Consider the following 14,278-nt stretch of genomic DNA (forward strand, 5'->3'; position numbering starts at 1 on the left):
CGACCTACACTCCCCCACCGAATGCGAGTCCCAGCAGATAGGTCGCCCCCGCCGCGCCGTAGCCGATGGCCAGTTGACGCAGTGCGCGTTTGACGGGCGGTCCACCACTGAGCAGACCCACCACCAGACCGGTGCAGATCAGCGCCAGCCCGACGAGAATGGCCGCAACAATAAGCGCGACAAATCCTTCGAGACCGAACAGGTACGGCAGCACCGGGATGACGGCACCCGAGGCGAAGAAGCAGAAGCTCGCTCCGGCAGCACCCAAGCCGGTGCCGATGGATTCGTGCTCGTCGATGTCGGAGGCTGTCTCCACTTCGGTGGGCAACAGCCGCAACACTTCCGCCGCTTTGGCGTCGGCCTCCTCGTGGGTCATTCCCCGGGCCCGATACACCAGCGCCAGTTCATTGGCGTCCACATCGAGATACTGGACGGCCTCACTGGCGGCGCTGTCCGGGGACGACGCCTCGAGCAGTTCGCGTTGCGAGCGCACCGAAACGTATTCGCCCGCACCCATCGACAGCGCACCGGCGAGCAATCCTGCGAGTCCGGTGACCAACACGATGTGGTTGGACACTCCGGAGCCGCTGATGCCGAGCACCAGGGCCAGATTGCTCACCAGCCCGTCGTTGGCACCGAACACTGCAGCTCGAAAGGTGCCGGACAGCCGATTGCGACCGCGCGCCGCGAGCGCTCTGATCACCTCGGCGTGGATCTGCTCGTCGGCCGTCATGGCGTCCGTTGCGTCCGCGTCGGTGGCGTACGGCGAGCGGGTCTCGGCGCGTTGAGCGAGGGCCAGCACGAACACCGAACCGAAGCGACGCGCCAGCACACCGAGAATTCGAGTGCGGATATCACCCCTGAGCGGCATCCCGACGCGTTCACCCAGCAGGTTTCGCCAGTGCTGCTCGTGGCGACCTTCGGCGTCGGCGAGCGCGAGCAATATCTCGCGCTCCTCGCCGGTTCGCCTGCCCGCCAGATCGCGGTAGACAGCGGCCTCGGCTCGCTCGTCGGCGAGGTATTGCCGCCATCTCTTGACGTCCTTCGACGACGGTGCCGTTCGGCTCATCGAGCAAACGTACCGGCCTCGGCACTTGGGCGCGTTGTGCGTAGCTGGATCTACTCACAACGCGCACCAAGACGGTGGTCAGCTGGGGTCGTACACCCCGGTCTGCACCGCCTTGACCAACCTCCGCGGCACTCTGAACTCTCGGCCCTGAAAACGCACCGTCACCAGGTCCGGGGCAGCAGCCTTCCACTGCGCCCGCCGGCTACGCGTATTGGAACGCGACATCTTTCTCTTCGGAACAGCCATGGCTCAGACGTCCTTTCGGCTTCGACGGCCGTAGCGCTTCTCGAACTTCTCGACGCGTCCCTGGGTGTCCATGACGCGCGTAGCTCCGGTCCAGAAGGGGTGCGATTCGGACGAGACGTCGACGACGATCAGCGGGTAGGTATTGCCGTCTTCCCACTCGGTCTCGCGGGCCGAGGTGACGGTGGATCGAGTGAGGAACTTGTTTCCGGTGCTCGAGTCCTGGAACACCACCGGGTGGTAGTCGGGGTGGATGCCTGGTTTCATTCTGTTGCCTCTCGTGACTGATCTGCGTACGGGGATTCGCTGCTCTCGCAGGGGTCTTCGTGCCATTGGCCGAACGGGTCGGTCCAGGTGGACCACTGGGCGCGGTCGGCCATCTCGTCGTCGGACACCAACGCCCACTGCAGAGTTCGATCGATCTCGGTGGGGTCCGCGGCGTGCACCAAGATCACCAACGAGGTGTCTCGATCGCCGAACTGCTCGTCCCACCGGAGGGCAGCCATGGCTCGTCGGGTGGTATCGATGCGCTCCTGTTCCACCGGAGTCATTGCAACGAGCCACTTTCCGGCGCTCGCTACCCGCAGCCCGCCGCCTGCCGATTCGATCCACAGCGCTTCGTCGGGCTGCGTGGCAACCCAGGCCCGTCCGCGGGCGGTGACGACGCCGTCGAGCAATACGTCGATGGCCTCGTGCAGGCGTTCGGGATGAAACGGCCGCGTCGCGGTGAATTCGACGAGTGCGACGCCACAGTCGACGGTCAAGGGCGGCTGGCCGCGCAGCAGCGGTGAATGGGCGTCGGTGATCTCACCACGCCGGGCATCGAAGGGAACGGACGCCAGGAGTGCTGGGCCGTCGACCATCGAGTCCTGCGACACCCACATCACAGGTGCGCCGGGTGCCATTCGCGCGAGAACCGCGGCAAGGCGGGCTCGTTCCCAGGCGTCGACCTCGGGCCCTGCGGTGACCACAAGCGCGTCGGCGTAATCGACCTGCCCGACGACCAACTGCGCGACGGTTCGATCGTCGTCTCCGCTGGCGACGATGCCACGGTCGGCCAAGGTGTCGTCGCCGGTGGCGTCGGCCAGCCAGGTTGCGGCGTCGAGGCAGCCGATCACGGCGTCGATGCGGACGTCTCGCGATGCGGGGCCGTCGATCTGCCCGACGATCCCTGACACGACGACGTTCTCGATGGCCCAGCACAATGCCTCGGGCTCGAGCGCTGGGTCGAGGACAAGCACGATGCGGTCGACGTTGCTGCGCGTCGACAGTGCCCGCAGCAGCGGCAACAGATCCTCGCGGAGCGTGCACGAGACACAGCCGTGCGCCAGTTCCAAGATCGTCTCGCGCGGGTTCTCCCCCACGACGTACAGCGTGCGGCGCACGACGCCTTCGGTGACGCGGCACAGGTCATGGCGTACTGCGACGGTCCCGGGCGCGAGCAGCGATGTCACGACCGCGTCCATGGCTCCGGTCCAGCCGGAGACGAGGACCATCGGGGTTCGATCGTCCGGTGAGTTGTTCACGAGCACCTTCCCTGTCGACAACGATTGTCATTCTCTGAGGATGCACGCTACATTCGACGGAACGCTTTGTCGAAAACGATTGTCATAACGGCAAGAAAGGAGTGCTCATGTCAGCGCACTGCCAAGTCACCGGCCGCACCCCCGGCTTCGGAAAATCCGTCTCGCACTCCCACGTGCGCACGAGCCGCAGGTGGGACCCCAATATCCAGCGCAAGACCTACTACGCGCCGAGCCTCGGCCGACGCGTCACCCTCACGCTGTCGGCCAAGGGCATCAAGACCATCGACCGCGACGGCATCGACGCCGTGGTGGCCAAGATCCGCGCACGTGGGGAGAAGATCTGATGGGCAAGAGCACCGACGTCCGCCCGATCGTCAAACTCAAATCCACCGCGGGTACCGGCTACACCTACGTCACGCGTAAGAACCGTCGCAACGATCCGGATCGACTGGTCATGAAGAAGTACGACCCCGTCGTCCGCAAACACGTCGATTTCCGAGAGGAGCGCTGACCGATGGCGAAGAAGTCCAAGATCGAGAAGAACGAGCAGCGCAAGGTCATCGTCGCCCGCTGGGCAACGCGTCGGGCAGAGCTCAAGGAGATCATTCGCAAGCCCTCGAGCAGCGATTCCGAGCGCGCAGAGGCCCAGGCGGCACTGCAGCGTCTGCCACGCGATTCGAGTCCGGTACGATTACGCAATCGTGACGCTGCGGATGGACGTCCGCGCGGTTATCTACGGAAATTCGGGCTGTCCCGCGTGAAGATGCGCGAGATGGCTCACCGTGGGGAGCTGCCAGGCGTCCACAAGTCGAGCTGGTAAGGGAAAAGGTAGAGATGGCAGTCAAGAGAGCACCGTCGAAGAAGGTCCGCGCAGAGGCGGGTCGTCGACCGAAGAAGAACCCGTTGAACGCCGCCAAGGTCACCACGGTGGACTACAAGGACATCAACCTTCTTCGTCAGTTCATTTCCGACCGCGGCAAGATCCGTAGCCGTCGGGTCACCGGGCTCACCCCGCAGCAGCAGCGCCAGGTCGCTGTTGCAGTGAAGAACGCTCGTGAAATGGCATTGCTGCCGTTCACCAGCCGCTGAATCAGCTTTCGAGAAAGGCCGCGTAGCCCTCAGGGCTGCGCGGCCTTTCTGTCGTTCCTAGCAAGAAAAGAGCACTTCGACGATGTCCGGCGTTCTCGAAGGCTTCACCGTCATCTTCGTCGTCATCGCTCTGGGCTATCTGCTCGCTCACCTGAAAGTTCTCGGCGAGCACGGCCAGTTCGTCCTGAGCCGACTGGTGTTCTTCGTGGCGACGCCTGCACTGTTGTTCGTCACATTGGCCCGGTCCGACCTGTCGGTGATTCTGTCGCCGACGCTGGCGGTCGCCGGTGCCACGGCGCTGCTGATCGGGGCGATCTATTTCGTCATCGCCAAGCTGATCTTGCGCCGAGAGGTGCCCGACGCGACCATCGGAGCCCTGGCCAGCTCGTACGTCAACTCCGCGAACCTGGGCATCCCGATCGCCGTGTTCGTACTGGGCGACGCCAACTTCGTCGCACCCCTGCTCCTGTTTCAGATCATGATCTACACCCCGATCGCGGTGACCATCCTCGACATCTCCACCAAGATCGACCAGGTCTCGCTCTTCAAGACGGTCACGACGCCGTTCCGAAACCCGATCGTGCTGGCCGGAGCAGCAGGGCTCGTCCTGTCGATCACAGAATTCGAGCTCCCCGAGGCGCTCATGCAGCCGTTCCAACTCGTCGGCAACCTGTCCGTTCCAGGTGCACTGCTCGCGTTCGGGCTGTCTCTCTACGGCGCGCGGGTACTGCAGAAAGGCATCAGCCCGCGACGGGACGTCGCCCTGGCGACGGTGTTCAAGATGGGGTTGCAGCCGGTCCTCGGCTACCTCATGGCCCGTTTCCTCTTCGGTCTGGACGGTCATGATCTGTTCGCCATCGTGGTCGTATCGGCGCTGCCCACCGCGCAGAACGTGTTCGTCTTCGCCAGCCGCTACCAGCGCGGAGTGGTACTTGCCCGCGACACTGCGTTCGTCACCACCCTGGTGTCGATTCCCGTCATCGCGCTCGTGACGGTCTTTCTCGCCTGAGACCGACACGCAAAGGTTCTCCTCAGCTCTCGGCGCTACTTTGGAAACATGAGGTTTCTCGCTGCAGGTGTCATGGTGTGCCTGCTGCTGGCTGGCTGCAGTACGGCTTCCGGTGGCGACGAGGACGCAATGCCCACGGTCGGTTCCACCACACCCGTCGGCCACATCCAGCAGCCGAGCGCCCCTCCAGTGCCCCACGAGGTTCCCGTCGGCGACGTCGGCACCATGTTCGAGCCGACCCCCGATCTGATCCGCGCCACCACCACTCCATTCGAGTCGTGGAGCCAGGTCTCCCCCAACACCATCGCCATCCACTTCGTGACCGGAACTCCGGAGTGCTACGGCGCCGACGCCACCGTGACCGAGACCGACTCCACTGTCACCGTCGAGCTGCGAACCGGCACCAGACCCGACGCCGCCCACAAGTCCTGCATCATGGTGGCCGTCTACGCCACCATGCAGATGACTCTCGCATCGCCTCTCGGTAACCGCACCATCCTGAATGCGGCCTGACCGCGACGCAGGTATGGTCCGAACGGTGAGCGATCATCTTCCCGACCGAGATCGAAGCAAAGTACGGGCCGCCGACGCAGACCGGAACCTCGTCGCGCAGTTGCTCAGCGATGCTTTCGCGAACGGCCAACTCACCGTGACCGAATACGACGAACGCACCGCCGCGGTGTACCAGGCCAAGACCTACGGCGAACTGGATGTGTTGACCGGCGACTTGGCGTTGTCTCCGCCTCCCGCATCCGCACCGTCCGGTGGCCCCGCCAACGACCGCGTGATCGCCATCATGAGTGGTGCAGTCCGCAAAGGACAGTGGACCGCCGCCGCCCGCATCGACGCCGTCGCATTCTGGGGCGGCGTCGAACTCGACCTCCGACGGGCCTCGTTCTCCGCAGCAGAGACCACCATCAACTGCGTGGCCATCATGGGCGGCATCGAAGTCACCGTGCCGCCCGGCGTGAGCGTCGAAGTACGCGGAATGGGCATCATGGGCGGTTTCGAGCACGTCGGTGCAGACCACCCCGGCGCGCCGCGCGTGATCATCACCGGCTTCGCGTTCTGGGGCGGAGTCTCGGTGGACATCAAAGCGGCGAAGTGACTACGACCGCCGACGCTTGAGGTAGTCACTCACCACCGCTGCACCCAGCCCGTCCAGATCCGGCGCAATGACACGTCCACCCACTCGCTCGGCCATCTTGTCGACCACTCTGGCCAAACCGGGATCGTCGCCGAGCCGGAAGATCGTCACCTGCGCACCGAGTTTGGCGACGGTATCGAGCTCACGCACCGTCAAACCCAACGTCTTCGACGACGGCGGGTAATCGAAATACGCGTGCCCGTCCGGCTCCAGATGAGCTGTCGGCTCACCATCGGTGACGATCAAGACCACCGGCTGGGCGTTGGGATGACGGCGCAGATGACGAACCGCCAGCATCAGTGCGTGGTGCAGATTGGTGCCTTGGTCGTAGGCACCGTCCAACCCCGCCAGCTCCGACGCCGTCAATGTCTGCGCGTGCCGCCCGAATCCGATCAACTGCAGATCGTCGCCGCGGAACCGAGTGCTCACCAGATGATTGAGAGCCAGTGCCGTGCGCTTCATCGGCACCCAGCGCCCGTCCATCACCATCGAGAACGACGTATCGACCAACAGTGCCACTGCGGCCTGCGTCCGAGTCTCGGTCTCGCTGATCTCCACATCGGTCACCTGCAACTGCACCGGAAAGCCCGATCCTGTTGCTGCCGAGCGTAATACCGCATTGTTGACCGTACGCGTGACGTCCCACGGCTCGGTATCGCCGAACTCCCAGATTCGTGACGCGCCCGTCGGCTCGCCCATCGCGCCGGCCTTGCGGGTATCGCGCTCGCCGCCGCGTCGAGACAGCTTTCCCGCAACATCCTTCAGCGCCGACTGCCCCAGCTGCCGCATGGCCTTGGGCGACAGTCGCCATTGACCATCGGCGCCCTTGTCCATGAAACCCTGTTGCTGCAGCGCCTTTTCCAGCTCCGACAGCATCCGCGCATCGGCCGCAGCCTCGGGCCCGAGTTGCTTCAACAACGCGTCGGCATCGATGTCGTCCAACGCCGCACCGTTGTACTGCTGGGAGAGCTGATTTCCCAGATTCTCCAGATCGGCGATGTCCTGAAGGGCTCCGGTGCCGTCGCCCAGACCCATACCGTTCTCGCCGCGGAAGTTCTGCGAACCGTCCCAGTCCTCACCGGGTCGGGCCTGTTGCAGGTTCTGATCCAGCTGATCCAGTTGCTGCAACAAGCTCGAGTCACCGAAGGCCTGTTGCGCCAGAGCATCCAACTCGGCTCGCTGCTCGGGCGACAGCGAGTTACGTAGGCGCTGCGCAGCCGCAGCTCTCTCCGCCAGTGAATCGAGCAACTCGTCGACATTCTTCGGATTTTCCGGGAAATGCTGACCGTGCTTGTTCATGAACTCGTCGAACTGCTCGTCGGTGTCCTCGCCCTTGTTGTGCGCGTCGAGCAGTTCGTTGAGGTCCTTCAGCATCTCGCTGATGGCCTGACGGTCCTCGTCGGTAGCACCTTCGAGAGCCTGCTTCATGCCCGCGAAACGCTGGTCCAGCATCTCGCGTCCGAGCAGGTCCTTGATCTTCTCGTAGTTCTCGCGCCCCTCCGACGAGCGCCAGTCGTAATCCGAAAGCTCTTGCACCGCTTGAGCAGTGGACGGCGAGAGATCACCGATCTGCATCTCCTGGAACCGCGCATCGTCGTCGAGGGCACGCGCCAACGCCTTGCGCTCCTCGAGCACCGCCTTGTCCAACAGCTCGCGGACCTCCTCGAGCGTGCCGTCGAGGTTGTTCTTCTTCAACAGATCTCGGCGACGCTTGGCCGCCTGAGCAGCTAGGTCGTCGAGCCCGCGCATGTTCTTCGTCCCACGGCGCAACATCTCCTGCAATGCCCGCCGCGGCGAGGCACCCTCGAGCACGTCCTCGCCGATGGCGTCGAGCGCTTCGCGCAGATCCACCGGTGGCGCAAGGGGATCCGGCCCGTCGTGGTACCGCCCGTATCTCGACCGACGCATCAGCTGTACACCGTCTGGCCGTCGTCGTCGGGGTCTTTCGAGATCCGGCGCGCGAGGTAGAGACCTTCGAGTGCGAGTTCGACAGCGGCTGCCTTCTCGCCGTCCGAGGTGGCGCTGAGCCGCTCGTGGATGTCGCCGATGACCTCGACGTCGGGCAGCTCGTCGAGCAGAGCCTTTGCCGTGATGCGGTCGCCGGTGACGATGGGCTCGCCGGTCTCGACTGCCGTGACCAGAGCCGCCAGGTTGATGCCGCCCAGATGCGCCCGGACGGTATCCGCGGTCGCGCGGCGCAGCATGTGCTCGAGCACCTCGATCTCGCGGCCCTCTTCACCGGACTCGAATTCGACCTTGCCGCGCAGCACCTCGATGATGGTGCCGAGATCGACCGGGCGCGCCACGGGCTCGGCCTCGCCGAGTATCGCGGCCCGGTGAACGGCTGCCGCTGCGATGGTCTCGGCGGCTGCGATCGCGAATCGAGCGGAGACGCCGGAGCGCTGATCCACCGACGGCGAATCACGTAGCAGCCGAGTGAATCGAGCCAATACCTCGAGCAGATACGTCGGGACGGCAGCCTGAAGATCTGCTTCCTGATCGATGACGGCTACCTCGTCGTCGAGCTCGAGGGGGTAGTGCGTCCTGATCTCGGCACCGAAACGGTCCTTGAGCGGGGTGATGATGCGACCGCGATTGGTGTAGTCCTCAGGGTTCGCGCTCGCCACCAGCATGACGTCGAGCGGCAGACGCAGCGTATAGCCGCGAACCTGGATGTCGCGCTCCTCCATGACGTTGAGCAGCGAGACCTGAATGCGCTCGGCGAGATCGGGGAGCTCGTTGATGGCCACGATGCCGCGATGGCTGCGTGGAACGAGTCCGAAGTGAATGGTCTCCGGATCGCCCAAGCTACGGCCCTCGGCAACCTTCACTGGATCGACGTCGCCCACGAGATCGGCAACCGACGTATCCGGCGTCGCGAGCTTCTCGGCGTACCGCTCACTACGATGCCGCCACTCGATCGGCAGGTCGTCGCCCAGTTCCTTCGTTCTACGAATGCTGGCGGGAGTGATGGGCTCGTACGGATGCTCGCCCAGTTCGGCTCCGGCGATCACCGGCACCCACTCGTCGAGCAGCAAATTCAGGGTGCGCAGCAGCCGCGTCTTGCCCTGACCACGCTCGCCGAGCAGAACCACGTCATGCCCGGCCAGAATCGCGCGCTCGAACTGCGGCAACACAGTGGAGCCGAATCCGACGATCCCAGGCCACGGATCCTCACCGTCGCGCAATGCCTTCAGAAGATTCTCGCGCAGCTCTTCCTTGATCGACCGCTGCCGATGTCCGGATGCCTTGAGTTCGCCGAGAGTGGAGATGCCAGGTTTGGTAGAGGTCACTTCTCCACGCTACGAGCGTTTGGCAATTGCTGCCATCTAGTACTCCGAACAGCGCTGCCGCCGAGTTCGCAATTATGCCACTCGAACTGGACAAATCGCCCGCACAAGTGCGAAATCGCTATACCGGAGCTCCCGCGGCCCGGAGTTTTGCTCTGACCCGCGCCACCACGTCGTGTGGTCGCAGCCGCATCTGCTCGGAATTGACGCGGACGATCTGCCACTCGGCTCGGTCGAGATCCTCGTACCTCTCGATGTCCCGGGTCCGCTGACGCTCGTCGAGCCAATGGTGAACGCCTTCGTACTCCACCCCCACCCGCCAACGACGCCATCCCAAGTCGATGCGCGCCACAAACTCGCCCGAACTGTCGCGAATCTCGATCTGCGTCTCGGGCTTCGGCAATCCCGCCTCGATGAGTAGGAGCCGTGTGCGCGTCTCTCGAGGCGATTCGGAACCGTAATCGACAACATCGAGTGCCCTGAACAAATGCCGGATGCCCCGGGTGCCCGGGCGCTCCACGGCGTACGCACGTATGGCGTCCACGTCGACGCCGGTGGCTGCAAGTAACGAGTCGAGAATGACCACCGACAGCGGCCGCGGAACCCAGCGTCCGATATCGAATGCAGCGCGCACGGGGGTGGACACAGCGAATCCCCGAGCGAACATCACGTCGTCGGAATCGAACGCGTCGTGGTGGATCCGCAGGCCGGGCAGCTGGTGTGATCTCCCGTTCGCCAAGACACTCGGACGAGTACTGGGGTCGATCCACTTAGCACCGTGCACTGCTGCCGCGGACACCCCCGCAATCACGGCACCATCTCCGACGGCCATCGATGCTGCGAAAGCCAGAGCCTGTGCGTCGAGCATCGCCCCTCTGCGTACGTAGGTATCGCGAAATACTCTGACGCAGGATGTACTCAACTCGTGTCTGGTGATGGCACCGGATAGGAGCGCTACCGATGCGCGAAACGGCCCGCCCTGAACCCCCATGTGTCAACCATGGCAGGCGCGGGACCCCCGAAACGGCCCACGATGCGATCTGTGGACAACTATTTGGTAATCCACAGATCGCCGAGTTCGCAGTTATGCGGCCGAAAGTGAGGTAAAGGCCTGCATAAGTGCGAGCTCGGCGTCAGCTGCTAGTGCGCGAAGTGCCGCGAACCGGTCATGTACAGCGTCACGCCCGCCTCCTGTGCGGCCGCGATCACCTCGTTGTCGCGAACCGAGCCACCCGGCTGCACAACGGCTTTGACGCCGGCGTTCATCAAGACCTGCAAGCCGTCGGGAAACGGGAAGAAGGCATCGGAGGACGCGACCGAACCAGCCGCGCGGTCCCCGGCCCGCTGGACAGCGAGGTGGGCAGCGTCGACGCGGTTGACCTGGCCCATTCCGACGCCGACCGACGCACCATCGTGGGCCAGTAGAATCGCGTTCGACTTGACGGCTCGTCCTGAGCGCCAGGCGAATTCGAGATCCTTCAACGTCTGCTCGTCGGCGGGTTCACCGGCAGCGAGGGTCCAGTTGGCGGGATTATCGCCGTCTGCGTCGAGGACGTCGCGCTGCTGCAGCAGTGTGCCGCCGGAAATCGGCTTGAGCTCCACGCCGGCGGTGGGCGGCGCCTCCGCCAACAGGACGCGAATGTTCTTCTTGCGCTGCAGTACTCCGAGGGCTCCGTCGGCGTAGGACGGCGCAATGATGACCTCGGTGAAGATCTCGGCCACCTGTTCGGCCATCTCGACGGTGATCTCGCGGTTGGCTGCGATGACGCCACCGTAGGCACTGACCGGGTCGCAGGCGTGCGCCTTGCGGTGCGCCTCGGCAATGTCCGCGCCGACGGCGATCCCACACGGGTTGGCGTGCTTGATGATTGCGACGGTGGGCTCGGCATGATCGAAAGCCGCCCGCCACGCCGCGTCGGAATCGGTGAAGTTGTTGTACGACATCTCTTTACCGTGCAGCTGCTCCGCCTGCGCGATGCCAGTGCCGGCAGGATCGACGTACAGCGCTGCAGCCTGGTGCGGGTTCTCGCCGTACCGCAGCACGGCCGCGCGCTCCCAGGCTCCGCCGATCCACTCGGGGAACGAGGACTCCGACTCGACCAGCACACTGCTCATCCACGACGCCACCGCGACGTCATAGGCCGCGGTGTGCTGAAAGGCTTGTGCTGCAAGCAAAGTCCGCTCGGCGAGGGTGAATCCACCACCGGCGACGGCGGTCAGGACATCCTCGTAACCGTTGGGGTCGACAACCACGGCGACCGACGGGTGATTCTTGGCCGCCGCACGGACCATCGAGGGACCGCCGATGTCGATCTGCTCGACGCATTCGTCGGGCGTCGCACCACTGGCGACGGTCTCGGTGAAGGGATACAGGTTCACCACCACGAGCTCGAAGGCCTCGATGCCCAGCTCTTCCAACTGCGAAAGATGTTCGGGCTTACGAGTATCGGCGAGCACTCCGGCATGCACCCGAGGATGCAGCGTCTTGACGCGTCCCTCGAGGGTCTCGGGGAATCCGGTGAGGTCCTCGACCTTGGTCACCGGGATTCCGGCGTCGGCGATCTTGCTCGCCGTCGATCCGGTGGACACCAGTGCCACTCCAGCGCCGTGCAAGCCGGTCGCCAGTTCGATCAGTCCGGTCTTGTCGTAGACGCTGACCAGTGCGCGCCGCACTGCTTTACGTTCACTCATCGGATTATCTGAGCCTTTCGTCCATCGGAGGTGACACCTGTGGTGACCATGGCTGCGATCACGTCGACCAGTAATCGTCGCTCGACAGTCTTGATGCGTTCGTGCAACGCGGATTCGTCGTCGCCGTCGAGAACCGGAACGGCTTCCTGCGCCAGGATCGGCCCGGTATCGACGCCGGAATCGACGAGATGAACCGTCGAACCGGACAGTTTGACGCCGTGGTCGAGTGCATCCCGAACGGCATGCGCGCCCGGGAACGACGGCAGAAGGGCGGGGTGGGTGTTGACGATTCGTCCGGCGAAGGCGTCGAGAAACCGCTCACCGAGAATCTTCATGAAGCCCGCGGTGACGATCAAATCGGGCTCGTGACCCAGGACGGCGTCGGTGAGGGCGACGTCCCACTCGCCGCGATCGGCGTAGTCACGCAGCCCGATGCGAAAGTGTTCGATCCCGGCCTCGTCGGCACGCCGAGCAGCGGCGCACTCTCGATCGACGCCCACAGCCACGATGCGCGCGGGATAGGTCTCGGACGCCGTCGCGTCGACGAGCGACTGCAGGAGCGAGCCGGTCCCCGACGCGAGGACGACGACCCGCGCGGGTGTCTCACGCAAGGCAGTCAGCGCACTACTCCTGAGGTATCGAGGGGATCGTTCGAGCCAGCAAAAGCCTAGCCGCAGGACCCCGACGCCCTACCGGGCAGGTCCGTCCTCTGCGGCGCTCGACGCGTCGGCCTCGCCCTCGGACTGCGGGGCATCGCCCGGTGGCGCGACGACCTCAGCGTCCAGGGGTTCGTCGATATCGTCATCGGCTGCGGATTCGGCGACCGGTTCCTGGGCAGGCTCGGCCGACGGTGGCCCTACGACCTCCGCCTCGACGACCTTGACGGCGGGCTCTTCTTCCTGCTGAGCGGGACCGGTCTCGATCGCCACCTCGGCGGCGGGCACCACAGCCGGGGCCGGTTCGACATGTTCGGGCTCGGGTTCTGCTCGACGCCACACGACGATGGCAGCGGAGATGGTGCCGGCGACGGCCAGCCACGCGAACGTCAGCAGTCCGAAGCTCCAGACGGTCACCTCGACGGTGCCGAAGGTGCCGAGATTGCCGCCTGCGGCGTATCCGAACAGGGCTGCGAACGCTCCCGCTACCGCGGCGACGACCCACACCGAGGACACCGCGACCTGGATGTCTGCGCTGCGGATAGCGCAGTCACGACCGAGCAACAGCCCCGCGCCGATCGGGACGACGAGCATGACGACCCAGATCGTCTGGGCAGGGCCCTCGGGAAGAGCGGCCAAGATCGGGAGAGGTGGAAGCGGCCCGCCCGTCGTCGTGAACAGACTCACCGATGCGTCACCGAAACCGGCCGTGGACCCGGTCGCCACGGCAAGTGCACCGATCAGGACGTTGGGAAGATAGAGCACCGACAGCACAGTCAGACCCAGCATTCCGACGACGTCGCGTCCGCCGTCGAGCAGGGCACCGGCGGTCTCCCACGAGGCGAGCAGAGCAAGCAACACCACCGCCGCGCCGCCAGCGAGCAGGACCGAGAGTGCACGCACGAACGGAGCGACGAGGGCGCGCACCCAATCAGGGAGTCCGCGTCGAAGTACCAGGGAATCCCAGCGCGCCAGAATCAACCCCGTTCCCGACGCGGCCGCGTGTACCCCGGCCACCCAGGAGAACGCCACCAAGGCATTGGGGCTCGACAGCCCGATGACGGTCGATGCGTCCTTGGCTACGGCCAGAGCGATGGCCGTGATGGCGAGCGGACCTGCCATCGATGCGGCGAATACCCACCGAACCATGCGAGTTTCGGTGTCCGTGTCCACCGCGCGATGGACGGTGCGAGCGACGGACCAGCCGATGATCGCAGTCGGCAACAGTGGCGCTACGCCGAGGGTCGTACCGCCGATACTCAGCGGAACCAGGTGCACGGCGAACCACGAGCCGGCGATCGCTCCGAGTGTTCCGGTGAGATCGCTGTTGACCGAGACGAGAGTGATGAGAACGAGGGTGGTGGCAATCACCACCACCAGCCCGGACGTCTTGAACGCCACAGCGGCCAGCATGCGCGACTGGTCCGGGGTCGGTCCGGTGCCGACGCGGGCCGGTCTCGCGGACGCGCGTCGAGTGTCTCGGTTCAGTAGATCGCTCATTGCAACGAGAGTCGCATCAACTTCGCGGCGCGCCGGTCAGGCGCGCCGCGAAGGTGAT

At 64.8% G+C, this 14,278-nt stretch carries 17 protein-coding genes; 7 read left to right on the forward strand and 10 right to left on the reverse strand.

What is annotated here, in order from left to right:
• Window positions 1-4 precede the first annotated feature (4 nt).
• The 4 genes from ACFI9K_RS22415 to mrf all read right to left on the reverse strand — a co-directional run bounded on the left by ACFI9K_RS22415 (window position 5) and on the right by mrf (window position 2,808).
• Window positions 5-1,069, reverse strand: coding sequence for a VIT1/CCC1 transporter family protein (locus ACFI9K_RS22415; RefSeq protein ID WP_462665541.1), 1,065 nt, complete (start codon window positions 1,067-1,069; stop codon window positions 5-7).
• Window positions 1,070-1,147: 78 nt separating this feature from the next.
• Entirely contained in the window at window positions 1,148-1,315 is a 168-nt protein-coding gene (rpmF, locus tag ACFI9K_RS22420) for a 50S ribosomal protein L32 (RefSeq protein WP_462665542.1), read from the reverse strand.
• Between the two features lie 3 nt (window positions 1,316-1,318).
• The gene (locus ACFI9K_RS22425) at window positions 1,319-1,579 is read right to left on the reverse strand and encodes a type B 50S ribosomal protein L31 (RefSeq protein ID WP_462665543.1); all 261 of its coding nucleotides are present in this window, start codon (window positions 1,577-1,579) and stop codon (window positions 1,319-1,321) included.
• Window positions 1,576-2,808: a ribosome hibernation factor-recruiting GTPase MRF gene (gene mrf, locus ACFI9K_RS22430; RefSeq protein WP_462665558.1), complete on the reverse strand. Its 1,233-nt coding sequence runs from the start codon at window positions 2,806-2,808 to the stop codon at window positions 1,576-1,578. The genes ACFI9K_RS22425 and mrf overlap by 4 nt, the downstream gene beginning before the upstream one ends.
• A 137-nt stretch (window positions 2,809-2,945) precedes the next feature.
• On the opposite strand from mrf, the gene rpmB reads away from it, so the two are divergent.
• From rpmB to ACFI9K_RS22465, 7 genes are all read left to right on the forward strand, one after another.
• The gene (gene rpmB, locus ACFI9K_RS22435) at window positions 2,946-3,182 is read left to right on the forward strand and encodes a 50S ribosomal protein L28 (protein ID WP_032404320.1); all 237 of its coding nucleotides are present in this window, start codon (window positions 2,946-2,948) and stop codon (window positions 3,180-3,182) included.
• The gene (gene rpmG, locus ACFI9K_RS22440) at window positions 3,179-3,349 is read left to right on the forward strand and encodes a 50S ribosomal protein L33 (protein ID WP_170944568.1); all 171 of its coding nucleotides are present in this window, start codon (window positions 3,179-3,181) and stop codon (window positions 3,347-3,349) included. The genes rpmB and rpmG overlap by 4 nt, the downstream gene beginning before the upstream one ends.
• 3 nt (window positions 3,350-3,352) lie before the next feature.
• Window positions 3,353-3,658, forward strand: a complete 306-nt coding sequence (rpsN, locus tag ACFI9K_RS22445; RefSeq protein WP_222092353.1) for a 30S ribosomal protein S14 — start codon at window positions 3,353-3,355, stop codon at window positions 3,656-3,658.
• A 14-nt stretch (window positions 3,659-3,672) separates the two neighbouring features.
• Window positions 3,673-3,927, forward strand: coding sequence for a 30S ribosomal protein S18 (gene rpsR, locus ACFI9K_RS22450; RefSeq protein WP_008719028.1), 255 nt, complete (start codon window positions 3,673-3,675; stop codon window positions 3,925-3,927).
• 82 nt (window positions 3,928-4,009) lie between these two features.
• The gene (locus ACFI9K_RS22455; RefSeq protein ID WP_462665544.1) at window positions 4,010-4,936 is read left to right on the forward strand and encodes an AEC family transporter; all 927 of its coding nucleotides are present in this window, start codon (window positions 4,010-4,012) and stop codon (window positions 4,934-4,936) included.
• A 48-nt stretch (window positions 4,937-4,984) separates the two neighbouring features.
• On the forward strand, window positions 4,985-5,449 hold the full coding sequence (locus ACFI9K_RS22460; RefSeq protein ID WP_462665545.1) for a hypothetical protein: 465 nt from the start codon (window positions 4,985-4,987) through the stop codon (window positions 5,447-5,449).
• A 25-nt stretch (window positions 5,450-5,474) separates the two neighbouring features.
• A complete protein-coding gene (locus tag ACFI9K_RS22465; RefSeq protein ID WP_462665546.1) occupies window positions 5,475-6,044 on the forward strand; it encodes a DUF1707 SHOCT-like domain-containing protein in 570 nt (189 codons plus the stop codon).
• Here the strand turns inward: ACFI9K_RS22465 and ACFI9K_RS22470 are convergent, their stop codons facing one another.
• The 6 genes from ACFI9K_RS22470 to ACFI9K_RS22495 all read right to left on the reverse strand — a co-directional run bounded on the left by ACFI9K_RS22470 (window position 6,045) and on the right by ACFI9K_RS22495 (window position 14,220).
• Window positions 6,045-7,991 (reverse strand): vWA domain-containing protein, encoded by a 1,947-nt coding sequence (locus tag ACFI9K_RS22470; protein WP_462665547.1) that lies wholly within the window; start codon window positions 7,989-7,991, stop codon window positions 6,045-6,047. It abuts the gene before it with no gap.
• A complete protein-coding gene (locus tag ACFI9K_RS22475; RefSeq protein WP_462665548.1) occupies window positions 7,991-9,376 on the reverse strand; it encodes a sigma 54-interacting transcriptional regulator in 1,386 nt (461 codons plus the stop codon). Before ACFI9K_RS22475 ends, ACFI9K_RS22470 begins: the two co-directional genes overlap by 1 nt.
• Before the next feature lie 118 nt (window positions 9,377-9,494).
• The gene (locus ACFI9K_RS22480) at window positions 9,495-10,241 is read right to left on the reverse strand and encodes a hypothetical protein (RefSeq protein ID WP_462665549.1); all 747 of its coding nucleotides are present in this window, start codon (window positions 10,239-10,241) and stop codon (window positions 9,495-9,497) included.
• A 272-nt stretch (window positions 10,242-10,513) separates the two neighbouring features.
• On the reverse strand, window positions 10,514-12,064 hold the full coding sequence (gene purH, locus ACFI9K_RS22485; RefSeq protein WP_462665550.1) for a bifunctional phosphoribosylaminoimidazolecarboxamide formyltransferase/IMP cyclohydrolase: 1,551 nt from the start codon (window positions 12,062-12,064) through the stop codon (window positions 10,514-10,516).
• Window positions 12,061-12,675: a phosphoribosylglycinamide formyltransferase gene (gene purN, locus ACFI9K_RS22490; protein ID WP_462665551.1), complete on the reverse strand. Its 615-nt coding sequence runs from the start codon at window positions 12,673-12,675 to the stop codon at window positions 12,061-12,063. The genes purH and purN overlap by 4 nt, the downstream gene beginning before the upstream one ends.
• A 78-nt stretch (window positions 12,676-12,753) precedes the next feature.
• Window positions 12,754-14,220: a cell division protein PerM gene (locus ACFI9K_RS22495; RefSeq protein ID WP_462665552.1), complete on the reverse strand. Its 1,467-nt coding sequence runs from the start codon at window positions 14,218-14,220 to the stop codon at window positions 12,754-12,756.
• Window positions 14,221-14,278 lie beyond the last annotated feature (58 nt).

The organism is Rhodococcus sp. PSi06 (assembly GCF_054960675.1).